Below are 18,562 nucleotides of genomic sequence, written 5' to 3'. Positions count from 1 at the left end.
GCGATGGAAGTCATTAACCACACCGTCATCAACCTGATCATCTTCGTGCTGGCGATCTACGTCGGCTACCACGTGGTCTGGAACGTCACGCCCGCGCTGCACACGCCGCTGATGGCCGTGACCAACGCGATCTCGGCGATCGTGATCGTCGGCGCCATGCTCGCTGCGGGGCTGACTTTAGGCACGCCCGGCAAATTCTTCGGCACGCTGGCCGTCGCGCTCGCGGCCGTCAACGTGTTCGGCGGGTTTTTAGTGACGAGGCGAATGCTCGAGATGTTCCGCAAGAAAGAGCCGAAGAAGCTGATCGCAGACAAGACGGCCAAGGAGAACGCGTAATGAGTCTGAACGTCGTCACGCTGCTTTATCTGGTCGCGTCGGTCTGCTTCATTCAGGCGCTCAAGGGGCTGTCCAATCCTAAAACCGCGCGCATCGGCAACACCTTCGGCATGGTCGGCATGGCGATCGCGATCCTCACCACCATCGCGCTGATCGTCAAGCAGGCGAACGGGCTCGGCTCGAACCTCGGCCTGGGTCTCGGTCTGCTGCTGGTCGCGCTGGTGATCGGCGGCGCGGTCGGCGCGTTCGTCGCCGCGCGCGTCGAGATGACCAAGATGCCGGAACTGGTCGCGGCGATGCACTCGCTGATCGGTCTGGCCGCCGTGTGTATCGCGTATGCGGTGGTGTCGGAGCCGTCCGCGTTCGGTCTGGTCGATCCGGAGAACACCGCGCCGGGCTTCCTGCCGTATGGCAATCGCGTCGAACTGTTCATCGGCACGTTCGTTGGCGCGATCACGTTCTCGGGTTCGGTGATCGCGTTCGGCAAGCTGTCGGGCAAGTACAGGTTCCGGCTGTTCCAGGGCGCGCCGGTCGTGTATGCCGGGCAGCATCTGATCAACCTGCTGCTCGCGCTCGCGATGCTCGGCTTCGGCGTGATCTTCTTTCTCACGCAATCGTGGCTGCCGTTCATCATCATGACGCTGATCGCCTTCGTGCTCGGCGTGCTGATCATCATTCCGATCGGCGGCGCGGACTTAGGTTCAAGGGGTCGTTGCAACACCTAATGCTTATGACGCAAGTAGTAGATCTCTTAGTGCTTCTGCTGGTGATTTCCATCCAAGGCTTTTACGCGGTCTGCAATTTAGTGCGTCTGCGACGGCATCAAGTTCGCGCTGCGTGTACCGGCTGATGTCGGTGCCTTTCGGAAAGTATTGACGCAACAGACCATTCGTATTCTCGTTGGTCCCGCGTTGCCATGGGCTTTGAGGATCGCAGAAATAGATCTCCAGACCCGTATCGATTCGAAGTTGCACGTGCTGGGCCATCTCTGCGCCTTGATCCCATGTGAGCGATCGCCACAAGTGCTCAGGCAATAATACGATCTTCGCAGCTATGGCATTGCGGACGGCCTCCGCTCCATGACCCGCCAAGGGTGGCCCATTCTTGGCCCGCACGCCAGTGCCATGTCCCTCCATAGGTGGGAGATGGAGCAACATTGTATAGCGGGTAGTCCGCTCGACCAGCGTACCCACTGCGGATCGATTAAGGCCGATGATCAGGTCACCTTCCCAGTGACCCGGAACGGCACGATCATCAGCCTCAGCCGGACGTTCACTGATCATGACCTCCGGAGTAATGAAATGCTTTCCTCGCTGTTGCGTCCTGGCTCGAGGCACACGAAGTGCACGGCCCGTACGCAAACAGGCAGTAAGCTCCTTGCGCAGAGCGCCACGGCCCTGAATGTAAAGCGCCTGATAGATGGCTTCGTGAGAGATTCTCATGGATTGGTCTTCTGGATAGTCGGCCTCCAATCGTCGACTGATTTGTTCGGGACTCCAGCAGGTGCCCCAACGACGGTCCGCGCGGCGGCCTTGCCGTCGTCCTTTCCATGGTACGTTGGGTCCGGCAATCGGCCTGCCTTCTGAATCGGTGACCGCTCCCGCCAATCGACTCTGCACATAATTCTTTAATCTATCGTTCTTGGTCAGTCTGGAAGCTTTCGGACGTTCCGCGGCCCGCTCAGCTTTCCACTGAGCAACTGTCGCCCTGTATATCAATGTGCCGCTACGGGTTGCAGCATTACGGCGCAACTCGCGCGAGATGGTCGAAGGTGAGCGCTGCAGTCTTCGCGCGATCTCACGGATCCCGCAATCCTGCGCCCGTAGCAGCGCAATTTCCTCGCGTTCAGAAAAAGACAGATAAGGCGCAGTGCCCGGCGTCAGCTCGATCGGCGGCATTCCGCCTGCATCACGAAACCATCTTGGCCCCAAAGGTTGGGACACGCCACACGCGCGCGCCGCAGCCTCGCTCTCCATGCCTTGCGCGACACAAGTCCAGAACGCTCGCTTTGTATCTCGCTGATTGACACCTGGCCTGCCGGGCGATTGCATTATTGGTCTTCCTGTCTGTTCCGAACCCCAACCCTGTGCTCGTCCCATTTGGCACCTCCTTTAGGAGATGTTGCAACGACCAGTTGAATCCGCCGGATATGCCGGTGGTCGTGTCGATGCTGAACTCGTATTCGGGTTGGGCGGCGGCGGGCATCGGCTTCTCGCTGAACAATCCGATGCTGATCATCGCGGGCTCGCTGGTCGGCTCGTCCGGTGCGATTCTGTCGTACATCATGTGCCGGGCGATGAACCGCTCGTTCTTCAACGTGATTCTCGGTGGCTTCGGCAACGAGCCGGGCGCGGCGGCGGCGGGCGGGTCGGCTGAGCAGCGTCCGGTGAAATCCGGTTCGGCCGATGATGCAGCGTTCATGCTCGGCAATGCCGAAACCGTGGTGATCGTGCCGGGTTATGGCCTCGCCGTGGCGCGTGCGCAGCATGCGTTGAAGGAACTGACCGACAAGCTGGTGGAGAAAGGCATCGAGGTGAAGTACGCGATTCACCCGGTGGCCGGCCGCATGCCTGGGCACATGAACGTGTTGCTCGCCGAAGCCGAAGTCGCCTATGACATGGTCTACGAAATGGACGACATCAACGGCGAGTTCGGGCAGGTCGACGTGGTGCTGGTGCTTGGCGCGAACGACGTGGTGAACCCGGCGGCGAAGAACGATCCGAAGTCGCCGATCGCGGGCATGCCGATTATCGAGGCGTACAAGGCGCGCACGGTGATCGTCAACAAGCGGTCGATGGCGGCAGGCTACGCCGGGCTCGACAACGACCTGTTCTACATGGACAAGACGATGATGGTCTTCGGCGATGCGAAGAAGGTGATTGAGGATATGGTGAAAGCGGTCGAGTGAGCGAAGAGAACGTCAACGCTCACAAATGAAACGTGAGCGTTGGCAGTTCTGCTCGAAAACGGACTCACCGCAATACCGACTGGCCGGCAGACCCGCACGGAGATAGTCGGCTAGATCAGAGCGCCGAAGATGGGTAACTTTTAACCGAGAAGGTTGCCACGAATTTAGTTCTTATCCACCTGCCACTCATTTTTATTTCGTATTACCAACTTTAATTTTTATCCTTAAGCGTCATCTTTCGTAGATTTTTTCTCTAACGGATCTTCAATATGTCAGCCACTCTTTATCGACTTTCGTTGGCACTCGTCGCGACCATCATCACGACGACTGCTTTTGCTCAAGGAGGCCAGGGAATCGGCCGATCGGGCAGCTATGAAGGCCCTCCCAACTATGGACCGGGCGTCAAGACTCGCGCGGAAGTTCGCGCAGAGCTTGAGTCTTCACGTACCGTGACACCCGCCGCTCAAGAAGAACACAATCGCGAAATCGTGCGTTCCGTTACCGGTGTCGTCAACGACTCCACGAAGACAACTGTCAGGTAAAAAGGATCTTGAAGACCAGGACGAATTCGTCGGTAACAACTCTTCGTATTTCGACGGCTACCCGGCCGTTTGAGTGAATAGAATGCGCCGGGACCGGACCAAACTCTCAGAGCGGGTATTCGAGCGCCGACGATGTCAGTCGTGTCATCGGCAGAGACGCGTCATCACCACCAGGTGGATCCCGGCAAGCCCACTCAAAACCCGTGATTACGCTCACAGCCGATCGCGCAAGCGATCGTACCTATCGCTGCGATCGTTCCCACCCCGATGCCCAACCCAACCCCTAATCCAAGGGTTTCCAGCGTAGTCGAGCAACCTTGCAATCCGCCTCTTCCCGCCAGCAATGTGGTCAAAAGAAGCCGCCGCACATTCGCTCCTGACAAAAGCACCTGGCATACGCGAGGATTCATGAATGGGCCTCCTTTCATGCTCCACTCGTGTTTTAAAATGATCAAGCAGTCTCGCCGCCTATGTTACGGATCAGGTCCCCGCTGATAAGACGCGATTAGATAGCCTTCTGGCGCAGCGCTTACGAAAGTTTTTCGGTCGGACCGATATCCGCCGCACGCCGCAGGCTGATGTTTCCTTCTGATTGCGCACAACATCCTGACGCTGGTCTCTCGACCGATAGCGCCGCAGGCAGCAACCGCGCAGCCTCTGCGCGGCTCAGGCCCGCAGCCTTGCGACACTCGCTCAGAACGACGTGCCGATCTGAAACTGGAACTTCTGATATTTGTCAGTCGCGTGTTTGACGATCGGGAAGCCGAGCGAAAGCTTGAGCGGACCAATCGGTGAAATCCATTCGAGACCCGCACCATAGCTGTAACGCAATCCGTTGGCGCCGGTGCTGTTGCCTTCGTCGCCCCAGACATTGCCGGCATCGAGGAAAGTGAATACGCGTAGCGTCCGGTCCCAACCACTGCCTGGCAGCGGGAACGTCATTTCGACGTTGGCCACTACCATGCGCGAGCCGCCGATCGGGTCGCCGGTCGTCTTGTCGGTCGGACCGAGCGAACCGGACTCGTAGCCGCGCACCGAGCCGATCCCGCCCGCATAGTAGTTCTTGAAGATCGGATAGGCCTTACCCGCAAATCCATTGCCATAACCGCCCTGCAGATTCAGGCCGAGAATGAAGCCGCGCGAGAACGAGTAGTAATACTGCGCCTGCACGTCCGCCTTGTAGTATTCGGTGCCGCCGGCCGGCGTGCCGACTTCGCCGTTACCCTGAATGAAGTAGCCGCGACTCGGCACCAGCGCGCTGTCTCGATTGTCGCGAGCCCACCCCGCCGTGAGCGGCACATTGTTGACCACGTGGCCGAATTCGGCGACGTAGTCCTTGTAACTTTGCGGCGTGGACGAATCCGTCGACAGGCGGTTCTGTTCAAGTCCAACACCGAAATAGACGGTATCCGCCTCGGAAAACGGAATGCCGAATTTCAGATCCGCGCCCACCGTGATGATGCGAAAGCTTGTGTCCGTATAGTAGTAGAGCGGGTAGTTGGTGCGGTAGTACACGTCGGTGATCCGCTTGATGCCGTCCACGGTGAAATAGGGATCGGTCTGCGTCACGGTCAGTGTGCGGTAGGTCTTCGCGGTGTTCACGTTCACGGCGAGGCTCGTGCCCGAACCGAACACGTTGTCTTGCGAGATGCCGGCCGAGAGCACGACCTTGTCCGTCGACGAAAAGCCCGCGCCCAGCGTAATCGCGCCAGTGGGTTTCTCGCTGACCTTGACGTCCACGTCGACCTGGTCGGGCGAGCCTTCCACCGGCACCGTGGTGACATCCACATCGGTGAAGTAGCCGAGCCGGTTGACCCGGTCTTTCGACAGCGTGAGACGGTTCGAATCGAACCACGAGCTTTCGAGCTGACGCATTTCACGGCGCACCACTTCGTCACGCGTACGTGTGTTGCCTATCACGTTGATGTGGCGCACATACACGCGGCGGCTCGGGTCCACCTGCAATGTCAGATCGACCGTATGGTGTTCCTGATCGATCTTCGGCACCGCATTGACGGTGGCGAACGCATAGCCATACTCTCCCAGCCTGTCGACAATGGCCTTGGTGGTGGCCTGCAGCTTCTCGGCCGAGAAACGCTCACCGGCTTTTATATTGACGAGCTTTCTCAATTCCGCTTCGCGATCGAGCAGATTGCCCGCGAGACCGATCGACGTAATCGTATACGGCTCGCCCTCGTGCAGCGTGACGGTGAGGTACATCTCCTTCTTGTCGGGTGTCAGCGATACCTGAGTCGACTCGATGTTGAACTCCAGATAGCCGCGATTCAGGTAATACGCGCGTACGTGTTCCAGATCGCCGGTGAGTTTGTCCTTCGCGTACAGGTCGTTCTTCGTGTACCACGAGAACCAGTTCGGCGTGGACAGTTGCATCTCGTCGCGCAACGTATCGGTACTGAATGCCTGGTTGCCAATGAAGTTGATCTGGCGGATCTTCGCGCTCGGCCCCTCGGCGACCGAGAACAGCACGGCCACCCGATTGCGGTCGATCGGCGTGATCGTGGTGACGACTTCGGCGGCGTAATAGCCGCGGGTCAGGTACTGGCGCTTGAGTTCCTGTTCGGCTTTGTCGACCAGCGCCTTGTCGTAATAGCGGCCCTGCGACAGTCCGACCGAACCGAGTGCCTTGGTGAGGTTTTCCTTGTCGAATTCATGAATGCCCGCGAAGTCGATCGTACCGACGGCCGGACGTTCCTGCACGTACACGATGACGATATTGCCCTCGGTCGAGATCCGCACCTCGTTGAAGAAGCCGGTGGCATAGAGCGCGCGGATCGCTTCGGAAGCCTTATCGTCGCTGAACAGGCTACCCTGCTTAATCGGCAGATAGGCGAACAGCGTGCCGGCCTCGACACGTTTCAATCCCTCGATGCGGATGTCTTGCACCACGAAAGGCTGCGCGGCCTGGGCGGACCCGCTTGTCAGCGTAATGCCGGCGAGCGAGAGCGCGCCGCCTAAACGGCTCGTTAATACTTGAAGTTTCATCTTGGGTTTCAGTCCTGATGCATCGCGCGACAACGAGAAAGCATGCGAGCGCTGCATTCGAAACGACGTGCCTCGGCTCTGGAAAGCGCGAAGTATAGGGACGTGATTGCCCTGGATCGTTACTGAAAACTTTCCGTACATTAGGGTTGCTAACGTGCGTAGGCTGCTCGTTGGGCAGGCGCATTCGCTTTGCAGACCGTGCGTCGAAATAAAGCGTTACAGAACCCAAGGAAGCGTAGGGCGCGTGTAACCCGGCGGCCGGCGTGCGCTGCTATCGTCAAATTGTCGATTCCGCTACCTGCGAAACGCGATTTGGAGAAGCGATCATGATTGAATATCTTTCACCCACCGTTCTGGCGGCGGTCCTGCGTGCCAGTTCAACGCCGATCTTCTCGATCCATCTGGCTCTGGCGTCGCTGCTCACTCCACGCGAGGCGTCCGGCAGCGCGGCGAACATCGCGAACACGGCGGATCGCCAAGCCGCCAGCCGGACAACGCCCCGACTGGAGGACACGAACCGTGTCTGATGCGTCGACCTTCATGCTCAATTCCATTACCGACATGCAGTTGACGGCGGATGGTCAATACCTGCTCATTCACGGCAATCAGCCCACCGCTGCGTTGCATCGCTCGGTACTCAACGACTTGCTGGTCGCCCTGCCGAATGCCATCGAGCACGCCGACCGCGTGATTCATAACGATCAGGACATGGGCTTCGCGTTGCACTGCCAGGGCTGGGAAGTCGGTCGGCTCAACGGTATGGAGATGGTGGTGATCCGTTTCCGCCTGTCCGGCAGCGCGGGGTTGTCGTTTTCGTTGCCGGCCGGGCAGATTCCCTATCTGCTGCAGGCGCTCGGCGGCGCAGCGGGTGTAAGCGAGCCCCGCTCGAACGACATGACGCTTCAGTAAAGCCCGGTCTATTCACCCGCGCATGACGCTGTTCGACCGGGCGCATGCCCGGGCTCCTCTTCACCACGCCGAATCGCAGCCTCCCTCCTCCTTTCCGGGCATTACCTGTCTTGATACTACGCCGTGTATTTCAGCGTCTACGTTTGCGGCCGCTCGTTCCTCTCGTGCTATGCGCGGCAGGATGCGCGCCACTTGCCGGTTACGCGCAATTGGCCGGCACCGCAGCGGTGCCCGAATCGCTCGACGGCATCTGGGGCCTGCGCCTCGCGCCGCAATTGAGCGAACATCCCCTGCGGCCGGGCGACAAACCCGTCACCTCGGCGATAGCCGATTCGATGACCACCACGACCGGCACCAACGTCTCATTGAAAGGACACGCGCAGTTGCGGCGCCCGGCGTCGATTGTCGAGGCAGACGCGCTGCATTACGACGTCGACCGCGACAAGGTCGACGCCTACGGCCATGTGCGCCTCGCCGACAACGGCAACGTATTCGACGGGCCGGACGCGCATTTTTATGTGGAGGCAAACCACGGCTATATCAGCGTGCCGAAGTACAGGTTCAATCTCAGCGGCGGATGGGGCAGCGCCGAGCGCGCGGATGTGGTCGATAACGAACGTACCATCGTTTATCGCGGCACATACAGCACCTGCCAATGCGAGTCCGCGCCGGCGTGGTATCTGAAGGCATCCGAATTCGATATCGACAATGGCAACGACGAAGGCATCGCGCACTACGGCGTGCTGTTTTTTCAGGGCGTGCCACTGCTGGCGAGCCCATGGCTGTCGTTTCCATTGTCCGGCGCCCGCCGCAGCGGCTTCCTGCCGCCGACGTTCTCGGTCAGTTCCACCAACGGCGTCGACGTCGCATTGCCGTACTACTTCAATCTCGCGCCGAATTACGACCTCACGCTCACGCCGCGCATCATGTCGCGTCGAGGCGAGATGCTGACCGCCGACTACCGTTATATCCAGCCGGGCGATTCGGGCACGATATCTCTCGCATGGCTGCCGCACGATGCGATTACCGGAACACAACGCTACTCGATTGCGTTGAATCAGAACTGGAATCTCGGTTCCGGTCTGAACGCCTACGTGAACTACAACCGCGTGTCGGACTCGACGGTGTCGACCGATCTGGCCTCGGGCGTGGCGTTTCCAACCGGCTCCACCACGCTCTACCAACAGGAGGCGGGCCTCACCTACAGCAACGGTCCGTGGAGCGTGCTGGCCCGCGAACAGCGCTGGCAGACTTTCTCGAGCGACTCGACCTATAACCGCGAACCGCAGGTGAACGTGCACTACGCACGCTACGACGTGGGCGGATTCGACTTCGGCGCCGAAGCGGACGCGACGCGTTTCACGATCTCATCGTCGGATATGACGCAAGGCAACCGCTTCGTGTTCAATCCTTACGTCAGCTATCCGATCGAGCGCCCGGGCTGGTTCATCACCCCGAAGCTCGCGTGGCATTTCGCAGCCTACGATCTGACCTCGATCGGTACCGACGTGCCCGCCGGGGAGCCGAAGTCGTTCGGTGTGAACGTACCTACCTTCAGCCTCGACTCGGGCATGCGGTTCGAGCGCAGCGTGCGGCTCTTCGGGCAATCGTACATACAGACCCTCGAACCGCGGCTTTTCTATGTGTACACGCCGTATCGCGACCAATCGTTCGCGCCGCTGTTCGATACGGCAACGGCCGATTTCGGGCTCACGGAATTGTTCATGCCCAACAGCTTCGTCGGCAACGACCGGGTGTCCGACGCCAATCGCGTCACCGCCGCACTGACCACGCGTTTCATCGATCCCGCGAGCGGCGACGAGCGCGCCCGTTTCATCCTCGCGCAGCAGTACGACTTCCGCACCCCGCGCGTGACCCTGCAGACGGACGACGCGGCCAGTACGGTCGCTCGTACCGGCGTGATCGTGGGCGCTTCGTACAAGGTGGGGCCGGATTTCACGACCGAACAGGCGGTGGAGTACAGCCAGGCCAACCATTACCTGACCCATGCGGAGGCCGGCTTCGGCTGGGCGCCGGGCGCTCGCGAGGTGTTGAACGTCGCGTATCGCTATACGCGGGCTAACAGTACGCTCGACTATCAGCCGGTCAACCAGTTCATCGTGTCGGAGCAATGGCCACTCGCGCGCAACATGGTGAGCGTGGCCCGGGTGAATTACGACATGAGCACGCACCGTCTGATCGCAGGATTGCTGGGATTTCAGTACGACGCGGATTGCTGGTCATTGGGTGTCGCATTCGAAAAGTACACCAACGCCACCAGTTCGACCACGTCGCCGAGCACCGGTACGCGCGTGTTGATGCAACTTCAGCTCAAGGGTTTCTCGCAGGTGGATAACGGGCTGCTCGATCAGTTTCGCGCGAATGTGCCGGGTTATACACCGGCTTCGACGGTCAACGAACCGACCTCGCGGTTCAGTGACTATCCGTAAGAGAGGTACGCCCGCTCCTGCCTGGGTTGCTTCTCTGACAATTCGTCATGCTGACCGTCGCCATGCTGCGACTATGCCGGAAACGTCATCGACACCACGAGCCCTCCGTCCGGCGCGTTATCCGCATGAAACTCGCCGCCGTTATACCGCACCAGACGCCGCACGATCGCGAGGCCCAAGCCGCAATGGGCATCGCCGCCGCGCGCTTCGTCGAGCCGCCCAAAGGGTTGCAGCGCGCGGTCGAGCTGGTTGCCAGGTATGCCGCTGCCGTGATCGCGCACCACGAGCGTGAAGCGGCCGTTTTCCCGTGACGTCGAGATTTCCACCGGCGGTTCGCCGTACGTCAGCGCGTTCTCGATCAGATTCGTCAGAATCCGGTCGAGGTCGACGAGCGGCAACTCGAAGCCGTCACCGGCGCGCAGATTCAGACGCACGAGTGCATCGTCAGCGAGACTGTCGCCGTAGTGGCGGCGGCAATGTGCATCGACGTGGGTGCGCGGTGAAGCGTCGGCCGTCTCACGCGCAAAGTCCAGAAACTGCGTGACGATCCGCGACAACGACTCCGCATCGCGCAAGAAGCCGCGACGGTTCGCTTCGTCGGGCAGCAGATCCGCGCGCACCTGCATGCGCGTAATCGGCGCGCGCAGGTCGTGCGCCACGCCGGCCAGCATCACCGCGCGCTCCTGCTCGGCTTGCGCGAGTTCGTGCACCATCTGGTTGAAGTCGCCAATCAACTCCTTCACTTCGCGCGGACCGCTCGCCTCCACAACCGGCGCACGATGGCCCACGCGGAACTCGCGCGCCGCAAGCGCCAACCGATGCAACGGCCGCTGCAAATGCCACGCAGCAACCAACGCGACGATCACCGCAAAGATCAGCATCATCGCCGACGCACCGAGAAAGCGTCGCGCCGGCAACATCGAATTCTGCAGCTTGATCCAATCCGGATTGCCCGCGTAGTGCACCCACACCGTGCCATCGTCGGCGTTGGACACCACCTGGCTGCCAGGCGGCAACTTCGCCCGCAAGTCGCGTTCGAACGGACCCGAGGTGTTCTCGCACGGCGCGGGACAGCCTGACGCGATCGCGTCGTTCGCTTTCACATACGACACGCCGAGTATCGCCGATACGTGCGAAGCGGCCAGAGTACCGTCATGTTCTGCCTGAACTGCGAGAAGCAGAGCGCGCTGCGCATGAGCCGTGTCGATCTGGCCGCGCTCACGGTCCACGAGCAACAGGGCGGTAATGTGAACCAGCACGATCAGGCTCACCGTCATCAACGAGAGCCGGCCGAACAGCGTGTTAAAGGGATTGGTCATCGTCACTGCCGCCAGGCACGAACATGTAGCCGGTGCCACGTATCGTCTGAATCACGCGCGGATTGGCCGGATCGTCTTCGAGCAGACGGCGCAGGCGCCACACCGGCACGTCGATACCGCGCTCGGTCACTTCCGAATAGGGACCGTGCAGCAGGTCGACTAGCTTCGAGCGCGACAGCGTTTCCATCGGATGTTGGGCAAGCACCTCGAGCAACGCGTATTCGCCGCCGGTCAGCTTGAGCAACTCGTCACCTCGAAATAGCGTGCGGCTCGCGAAATCGAGCCTGAAGCGGCCGAAGCGCAGTGCTTCACGCTTTTCGACCGGCGACGCCGCTGCGAGCGCCGGTTGGGCGTGCCGGCGCAGCACCGCATGAATACGCGCAAGCAGTTCCTGTGGCATGAACGGCTTGCCGAGATAGTCGTCGGCGCCGAGTTCGAGACCGACCACGCGATCCACACCGTCGGCGCGTGCCGTCAGCATGATCACGGGAATCGCGTCGCCATTGGCGCGCAATTGCTTGAGCGCGCTGAGTCCGTCGATGCCCGGCATCATCAGATCGAGCACGATGATCGAGGGCCGCTCGCGTTCAAGCCGGCGGCTCAAATGATTGGCGTCGTGCAGCACGGACATCTCGATGCCGCGTTGCTGAAAGAACGTTCGGAGCAGGTCGCGAAGGTCGGCGTCGTCGTCGACCAGTAAAACCTGGATGGGCGTGTCTGGCATGGCTGGGCCCTGATCGATGAAGAGAGTTGACGGACGGCATTCCCGCGCGCCAGCCACTGGTCGAAATATATCGAATCGCGCGACGCCGAGGGTTGCGGGTTCTTAGCCACGCTTACAGTTTATTACGGCGGCGCGGCCAGTTCGAGTGTCTTGCGCACGGCATCACGTTCCCATCCCATCCCCCCACCCCACAAGCCGCGCTCCGTTACAAGTCGTAATCCCTGTCTAAGCCACCGTAAGACGTTGGTCTCTATGCTGGGCTCCATCTTGCCGCTGGCGCAGCGCTGCGCGGGCTCTTTCGCGAGCGAACGGCGCGCGCCAGACGGACCTTGTTCGAAATCCAGTCGAAGGATGCTCACAGCATGCCCACTCTCACCATCGCGGTTGAACCGTCACCGCGCGCGCCGGCGTTCACGCTACTCGCGGCGGCCGTTGCCGCTGCCACATTCATGTTGTCCGGTTGCGGCGACGAAGCGTCTCATGGACCCGTGCAGACGGTCCCCGAAGTCAGCGTCCAGACCATCACGCCGCATACCGTTGTGTCGAGCACCGAATTGTCCGGACGGCTCTCGGCGATTCGCGTCGCCGAAGTCCGGCCGCAAGTCGAAGGCATCGTCAGAAAACGCCTGTTTACCGAGGGCTCGCAGGTCGCGGCCGGCGCCGTGCTGTATCAGATCGACGCGTCCAGTTATCAGGCCGCCTATGACCAGGCGGTCGGCACGCTGGCCAAAGCAGTGGCGACGGCGAGCGCCGCGCAGACCAAGGCCACGCGCTACGCCGAGCTCTCGAAGATCCAGGGCGTGAGCCGCCAGGACTACGACGACGCCGTCGCCGCGCTGGACGAGGCGAAAGCCGACGTCGTCGCCGACCGCGCCGCGTTGAAGACCGCCGCGATCAATCTCGGCTACACAAAGGTGGTGGCACCGATTGCGGGCCGCATCGGCAAATCGAGCGTGACCGAAGGCGCGCTCGTGACCGCCGAGCAGACCACCGCGCTCGCAACGGTGCAGGCGACGAGCGAGATGTATCTCGACGTCACACGCTCCTCCGCGGACTGGCTGCGTCTGCAGAAGGAATTCGCGAGCGGTCAATTGCAGCAGGCCGGCACGGACGGCGCCGTCGTTCATCTGGTGATGGAAGACGGCAGCACCTATGCGCAGCCCGGCAAGCTGCTGTTCTCCGATATCACCGTCGACGCCACCACCGGGTCCGTGACCTTGCGCTGCGTATTCCCGAATCCGGACGGCGTGTTATTGCCCGGCATGTTCGTGCGCGCGCGACTCGAAGAAGGCGTGAACCAGCAGGCAATCACGGTGCCGCAACTCGCGGTCTCGCGTGCGTCGGACGGCTCCGCCAGCGTGCTCACCGTCGGCGCCGACAACAAGGTCGTGCAGAGAACCGTGACGGCCGACACCGCATCGGGCAGCGACTGGCTCGTCACGAGCGGCCTCAAAGCGGGCGATCGCGTGATCGTCGCGGGCTCGCAGAAAGCGCGCACCGGCTCGCTCGTCAAGCCCGTCGAAAGCCCCGGCACATCGGGCACCTCGGCCACGCCCGCCACCGCGGACAACACGTCGGCAGCCCATAGTTAAAGCGAGATTCTCATGGCAGGATTTTTTATCAACCGACCGATCCTCGCGTGGGTCATCGCCATCGTCATCATGATGATCGGCGGTGCTTCCATCGAGACGCTTCCGGTCGAACAGTATCCGAGCGTGGCGCCGGTTTCCGTGCAAATTACGGCAACCTATCCGGGCGCCTCCGCCGAAACCATCGCCACGACCGTCACGCAGGTGATCGAACAGAAGCTGAGCGGCATCGACCATCTGCTCTATATGTCGTCCACCAGCAGTTCGTCGGGACAGGCGCGCATCACGCTCACGTTTCAGCAGGGCACCAATGCGGATATCGCGCAGGTGCAAGTGCAGAACAAGGTCGAGCAGGCCAGTTCGTCGCTGCCTGAGACGGTTCAGGAGCAAGGCGTGCAGGTCGCGAAAGCGGCCAACGCGTTCCTGATGATCGTGTCGCTGTCGTCGAGCGACGGCAGCATGAATTCCATCGATCTGGGCAATATCATCGCGACGCAGATCGAGGACCCGCTCACACAGATCAACGGCGTGGGCGACGTCACGCTGTTCGGCGCGCAACACGCCATGCGCATCTGGCTGGACCCGGTGAAGTTGCAGGCAGTCGGACTCACCACCGCCGACGTTACTACCGCGATCACGAATCAGAACGTGCAACTCTCGGTGGGCCAGATTGGCGGCTCGCCGTCCACGAAAACGCAGGCCATCAACGCGACGATTTCCGCATCGAGCCTGCTCACCACGCCCGCGCAGTTCGGCGCGATCCTGTTGCGTGTAAATAGCGACGGCTCGAAAGTCATGCTCAAGGACGTCGCGCGCGTCGAGGTGGGCGGCGACGACTACAGCACGGACTCGCGCCTGAACGGCGCGCCGGCGGCCTCGCTCGCGGTCAAGCTCGCGAGCGGCGCGAATGCGATGAGCGTCGCGAAAGCCGTGCGCGCCAAGCTCGACGAACTGAGCGGGCAATTGCCGCGCAACGTGGTGGTCGACTATCCGTACGACACCACGCCGTTCGTGAGGATCTCGATCGAAGAAGTGGTGAAGACGCTGATCGAAGCGGTCATGCTGGTTTTTGTCGTGATGTACGTGTTCCTGCAGAACCTGCGCGCGACGCTGATTCCGACCATTGTCGTGCCGGTCGCCCTGCTCGGCACGTTCGCGGTGATGTCGGTGGTCGGCTTTTCGATCAACGTACTGTCGATGTTCGGGCTGGTGCTGGCAATCGGCCTGCTGGTGGACGACGCCATCGTGGTCGTCGAAAACGTCGAGCGGTTGATCGCCGAAGAAGGACTGTCTCCGGTCGAAGCCACGCGCAAGGCAATGAAGCAGATCACGGGCGCACTGGTCGGCATCACGACGGTGCTGATCGCCGTGTTCATTCCAATGGCGTTCTTCTCGGGCTCGACCGGCGCGATTTACCGGCAGTTTTCCGTGACGATCGTCGCGGCGATGCTGCTTTCCGTGTTCCTCGCGCTGACGCTCACGCCGGCGCTGTGCGCCACTTTGCTGCGGCGTAACGACGTCGAGCATCACGCGAAACGCGGCGTGTTCGGCTGGTTCAACCGCGTGCTCGCGCGCGGCACGGATCGCTATGACTCGGCGGTCTCGCGCGTGATCGGCAATCCGATGCGCTACATGGTGATCTATGTGTTGATCGCGGGCGTCGTGGCACTCCTCTTCATGAAGCTGCCTTCGTCTTACCTGCCCGACGAGGATCAGGGGATCATCATCACCTCGATTTCCGCGCCGGTCGGCACGCCCGCCGCGCAGACGCTGGAAACCGTGAAGAAGGTCGAAGCCTACTATCTCGGGCTTCCGCAGGTCGACAAGATCATCGCACTGACCGGGTTCAGCTTCAACGGTTCCGGACAGAACAACGCGTTGGCGTTCGTGAAGCTCAAGGACTGGAGCACCCGGCGCGGCAAGGACGGCTCGGCGGCGGCACTCATCCAGCACGCCAACATGCACTTCGCCGCCACGCGCGACGCGCAGATTTTCGCGCTCAATCCGCCGGCCATTCAGGAACTCGGCACACAGAGCGGCCTCGACTTCGAACTGGAAGACCGCGCGGGCCAAGGCCACGACAAGCTGATGGCCGCGCGCCAGCAACTGCTCGCGCTCGCGGCCAGAGACAGCGCGTTGTCCGGCATGCGTCCCGGCGGTCTCGACGACACGCCGCAGTTCCATGTCGATATCGACCGTGAGAAGGCGAGCGCGCTCGGGCTGTCCATTGCCGATGTGAACGACACGTTGCAGACGGCGTTCGGTTCTTCATATGTGAACAACTATGTCGATACGGGGCGCATTCAAAAGGTCTACGTCCAGGCCGACGCGCCATACCGGATGATGCCGTCGGACATCGGCCGATGGTATGTGCGCTCGAGCACCACGAGCAGTTCGGGCAGCACCACTTCGACGAGCACCAGCTCGACCAGCAGCTCAACTAGCAGTTCAACCACCAGCGGCTACGACGGCGAGATGGTGCCCTTCTCCGCCTTCGCCACCGGCAAATGGACCTTCGGGCCGCCGCAGATCGAGCGCTTTAATCGCACGCTGGCAATGGAAATGACCGCGCAAACCGGTGCAAATACAAGCACCGGCCAGGCGATGGACGCGGTCGATGCGCTCGTCAAGAAACTGCCCGCGGGCTACAGCATCGACTGGACCGGGCAATCGTATCAGGAGCGCATAGCCGGCTCGCAAGCGATCTATCTTTACGCGATTTCGCTGATCGTGGTGTTCCTCTGTCTTGCCGGCCTGTATGAAAGCTGGTCCATTCCGATCGCGGTGATTCTAGTGGTGCCGCTCGGCGTGCTCGGTGCGGTGTTGGGCGCGCATATCCGCGGGCTCTCCGACGACATCTATTTCAAGGTCGGCCTGCTCGCGACCATTGGCTTGTCCACCAAGAACGCAATCCTGATCGTCGAATTCGCCAAGGATCTGCAGGCGCAGGGGCGCGGGCTGATCGAAGCCACCATCGAGGCCGCGCGGTTGCGGTTGCGGCCGATTCTGATGACCTCGCTCGCCTTCATATTCGGCGTCCTGCCGCTCGTGATCAGCACGGGCGCCGGCTCGGCGAGCCGTCATGCAATCGGCACCGGCGTGATGGGCGGGATGATCGCCGCCACGTTCCTTGCGATCTTTTTCGTGCCGGTTTTCTTCGTCGTCGTGCGACGCCTGTTCGGCGAGCACGGCGACACCAAGCAACAGGAAGGTGTTGAATGATGGGACTCAAACTCGGTGCCTGTGCAGCGGCGCTCGCGCTCGCGCTGCTCGCGGGCTGCACGCTCGATCCGCACTATGAACGGCCCGCCGCGCCGGTGGCGGTGGCGTATCCGCACGGCGATGGCTACGAAAGCACGAGCGCCGCGGCGAGTTCGACAAGCGCGAGCAGCACGGGCGTCACACCGCCGCTGGCCGCCGATACCGCATGGCAAAGCTTCTTTCGCGATGAGCGTCTGCAGCGGTTGATCAGCATCGCGCTGGCGAACAATCGCGACCTGCGCGTGGCGGCGTTGAACGTCGCCGAGTACGAAGCGCAATACCGGATCACGCGCGCCGCGCTTGCGCCGTCGATCAGCGCGAGCGGCAGCCTGACTCGGGAGCGAACCCAAGGCGTGACGAGCAGTGTCAGCGATCTCAATGTCGGCACGACGTCGTGGGAAATCGATTTCTTTGGACGCTTGCGCAGCCTCAAGCGTCAGGCGCTGGAAAACTATCTCGCCACGGACGCGTCGCGCCAAAGCACGCAGATCAGTTTGATCGCGACGGTGGCGACCGACTACCTGACCTTGCTGTCCGATGAACGCCTGCTGCAATTAACCGAAGACACGGTCAAGGCGGATCAGTCGACCTACGAGGTCACGAAGCGTGTTCAGGAGTTGGGCAACTCTTCCCTGCTCGACGTGCAACAAGCCGAGAATTCGTTGGCGAGCGCGAAGGCCAGCCTGGCGGCTTACCGTCGTGCCGTCGCGCAAGACCGCAACAATCTGGTCGCTGTGCTCGGCGCGCCGATTCCCGACGACCTGCCGCCTGCCCGCTCATTCGACGACGAGTCCATGTTCGCCGACATCGGCGCGGGCGTGCCGTCCCTGTTGCTCACCCGTCGTCCTGACATCGTGCAGGCCGAGCATGCGTTGAAAGCGGCGAACGCCAACATCGGAGCCGCGCGCGCGGCGTTCTTCCCGAAGATCGAGTTGACGGCGACGGCCGGCACGTCGAGTTCGACGCTCTCGGGTTTGTTCAAGGCCGGCACGGGAGCATGGGCATTCGCGCCGAGCGTGTCGATGCCGATCTTCGATTACGGAAGCAACAAGGCATCGCTCGATGTTGCGAAAATCGAGAAGCAGATCGAGATCGCCGACTATGAAAACACGATCCAGACGGCCTTCAAGGAAGTATCTAATGCGCTCACCGCACGCGCCACCTACATCGACCAGGTGCAGGCGGATCGCGACTACGTCACGTCCTCGCAGCGTTACTACACGCTGGCCGAAGCGCGTTACAAGGCGGGTACGGACAGCTTTCTGACCTTCCTCGATGCGCAGCGCACGCTCTACACCGCGCAGCAGCAACTCGCGACCGACACGCTGTCCCGGCAGGCCAATCTCGTGACGTTGTACAAAGTTTTGGGCGGAGGTTGGGAGCAAGCCGAAAGCATTCGGTGAGAAGTGTTTCTCCGCCGACTTGCCAGACGTTAGTGGCTCGGTCGCCTCGAACGTATACCGTCAACCGATACCGAGAGACTGGTTTGATGGTATCGAACAAGGCCGTCCCAAAAAAAAT

Annotated in this window: 12 protein-coding genes and 2 pseudogenes; 10 read left to right on the top strand and 4 right to left on the bottom strand. The window is 61.3% G+C overall.

The annotated features are described in order from the left end of the window. Positions 1–3 precede the first annotated feature (3 nt). A complete protein-coding gene (locus BLW71_RS04145; protein ID WP_074763055.1) occupies positions 4–336 on the top strand; it encodes an NAD(P) transhydrogenase subunit alpha part 2 in 333 nt (110 codons plus the stop codon). Then, positions 336–1,034, top strand: a pseudogene (locus BLW71_RS04140) (NAD(P)(+) transhydrogenase (Re/Si-specific) subunit beta); the annotation flags it as partial. The gene BLW71_RS04145 and the pseudogene BLW71_RS04140, both read left to right, overlap by 1 nt. 30 nt (positions 1,035–1,064) lie before the next feature. On the opposite strand, the gene BLW71_RS04135 reads toward BLW71_RS04140, so the two are convergent. After that, positions 1,065–2,435 (bottom strand): IS30 family transposase, encoded by a 1,371-nt coding sequence (locus BLW71_RS04135; RefSeq protein WP_091793389.1) that lies wholly within the window; start codon positions 2,433–2,435, stop codon positions 1,065–1,067. Positions 2,436–2,482: 47 nt separating this feature from the next. Between BLW71_RS04135 and BLW71_RS04130 the strand changes: the two are divergent. After that, positions 2,483–3,244, top strand: a pseudogene (locus tag BLW71_RS04130) (NAD(P)(+) transhydrogenase (Re/Si-specific) subunit beta); the annotation flags it as partial. 269 nt (positions 3,245–3,513) lie between these two features. Then, the gene (locus BLW71_RS04125) at positions 3,514–3,786 is read left to right on the top strand and encodes a DUF4148 domain-containing protein (protein WP_091793385.1); all 273 of its coding nucleotides are present in this window, start codon (positions 3,514–3,516) and stop codon (positions 3,784–3,786) included. A 693-nt stretch (positions 3,787–4,479) separates the two neighbouring features. Here the strand turns inward: BLW71_RS04125 and bamA are convergent. Further along, the gene (gene bamA / locus BLW71_RS04115; RefSeq protein ID WP_177204970.1) at positions 4,480–6,789 is read right to left on the bottom strand and encodes an outer membrane protein assembly factor BamA; all 2,310 of its coding nucleotides are present in this window, start codon (positions 6,787–6,789) and stop codon (positions 4,480–4,482) included. Positions 6,790–7,115: 326 nt separating this feature from the next. Between bamA and BLW71_RS04110 the strand changes: the two genes are divergently transcribed. The 3 genes from BLW71_RS04110 to BLW71_RS04100 all read left to right on the top strand — a co-directional run bounded on the left by BLW71_RS04110 (position 7,116) and on the right by BLW71_RS04100 (position 10,148). After that, entirely contained in the window at positions 7,116–7,316 is a 201-nt protein-coding gene (locus tag BLW71_RS04110) for a hypothetical protein (RefSeq protein ID WP_091800382.1), read from the top strand. After that, entirely contained in the window at positions 7,309–7,698 is a 390-nt protein-coding gene (locus tag BLW71_RS04105; RefSeq protein WP_091793382.1) for a hypothetical protein, read from the top strand. Before BLW71_RS04110 ends, BLW71_RS04105 begins: the two co-directional genes overlap by 8 nt. A gap of 164 nt (positions 7,699–7,862) precedes the next feature. Further along, positions 7,863–10,148, top strand: coding sequence for an LPS-assembly protein LptD (locus tag BLW71_RS04100; RefSeq protein ID WP_091800379.1), 2,286 nt, complete (start codon positions 7,863–7,865; stop codon positions 10,146–10,148). A 71-nt stretch (positions 10,149–10,219) separates the two neighbouring features. On the opposite strand, the gene BLW71_RS04095 is transcribed toward BLW71_RS04100, so the two are convergent. Together BLW71_RS04095 and BLW71_RS04090 are read right to left on the bottom strand one after the other, a co-directional pair. Continuing rightward, positions 10,220–11,467: an ATP-binding protein gene (locus tag BLW71_RS04095; RefSeq protein WP_091793380.1), complete on the bottom strand. Its 1,248-nt coding sequence runs from the start codon at positions 11,465–11,467 to the stop codon at positions 10,220–10,222. Further along, complete coding sequence (locus BLW71_RS04090; protein WP_091793378.1) at positions 11,451–12,191, bottom strand: response regulator; 741 nt, start codon at positions 12,189–12,191, stop codon at positions 11,451–11,453. Before BLW71_RS04090 ends, BLW71_RS04095 begins: the two co-directional genes overlap by 17 nt. Before the next feature lie 362 nt (positions 12,192–12,553). Between BLW71_RS04090 and BLW71_RS04085 the strand changes: the two genes are divergently transcribed. Genes BLW71_RS04085 through BLW71_RS04075 form a run of 3 tightly spaced genes read left to right on the top strand, consistent with a single transcriptional unit; the run spans position 12,554 to position 18,444 of the window. After that, positions 12,554–13,783: an efflux RND transporter periplasmic adaptor subunit gene (locus tag BLW71_RS04085; protein WP_091793376.1), complete on the top strand. Its 1,230-nt coding sequence runs from the start codon at positions 12,554–12,556 to the stop codon at positions 13,781–13,783. Between the two features lie 12 nt (positions 13,784–13,795). After that, on the top strand, positions 13,796–17,002 hold the full coding sequence (locus BLW71_RS04080; protein ID WP_091793374.1) for an efflux RND transporter permease subunit: 3,207 nt from the start codon (positions 13,796–13,798) through the stop codon (positions 17,000–17,002). After that, positions 16,999–18,444 carry an efflux transporter outer membrane subunit gene (locus BLW71_RS04075; RefSeq protein WP_091793372.1) on the top strand — a complete coding sequence of 482 codons (1,446 nt, stop codon included), beginning with the start codon at positions 16,999–17,001 and terminating at the stop codon, positions 18,442–18,444. The genes BLW71_RS04080 and BLW71_RS04075 overlap by 4 nt, the downstream gene beginning before the upstream one ends. The last annotated feature ends 118 nt before the right edge of the window (positions 18,445–18,562 follow it).

This window comes from Burkholderia sp. WP9, from assembly GCF_900104795.1.
In the GTDB taxonomy this organism is placed as follows: Bacteria; Pseudomonadota; Gammaproteobacteria; order Burkholderiales; family Burkholderiaceae; genus Paraburkholderia.
This window is presented reverse-complemented; position numbering and strand designations above follow the sequence as displayed.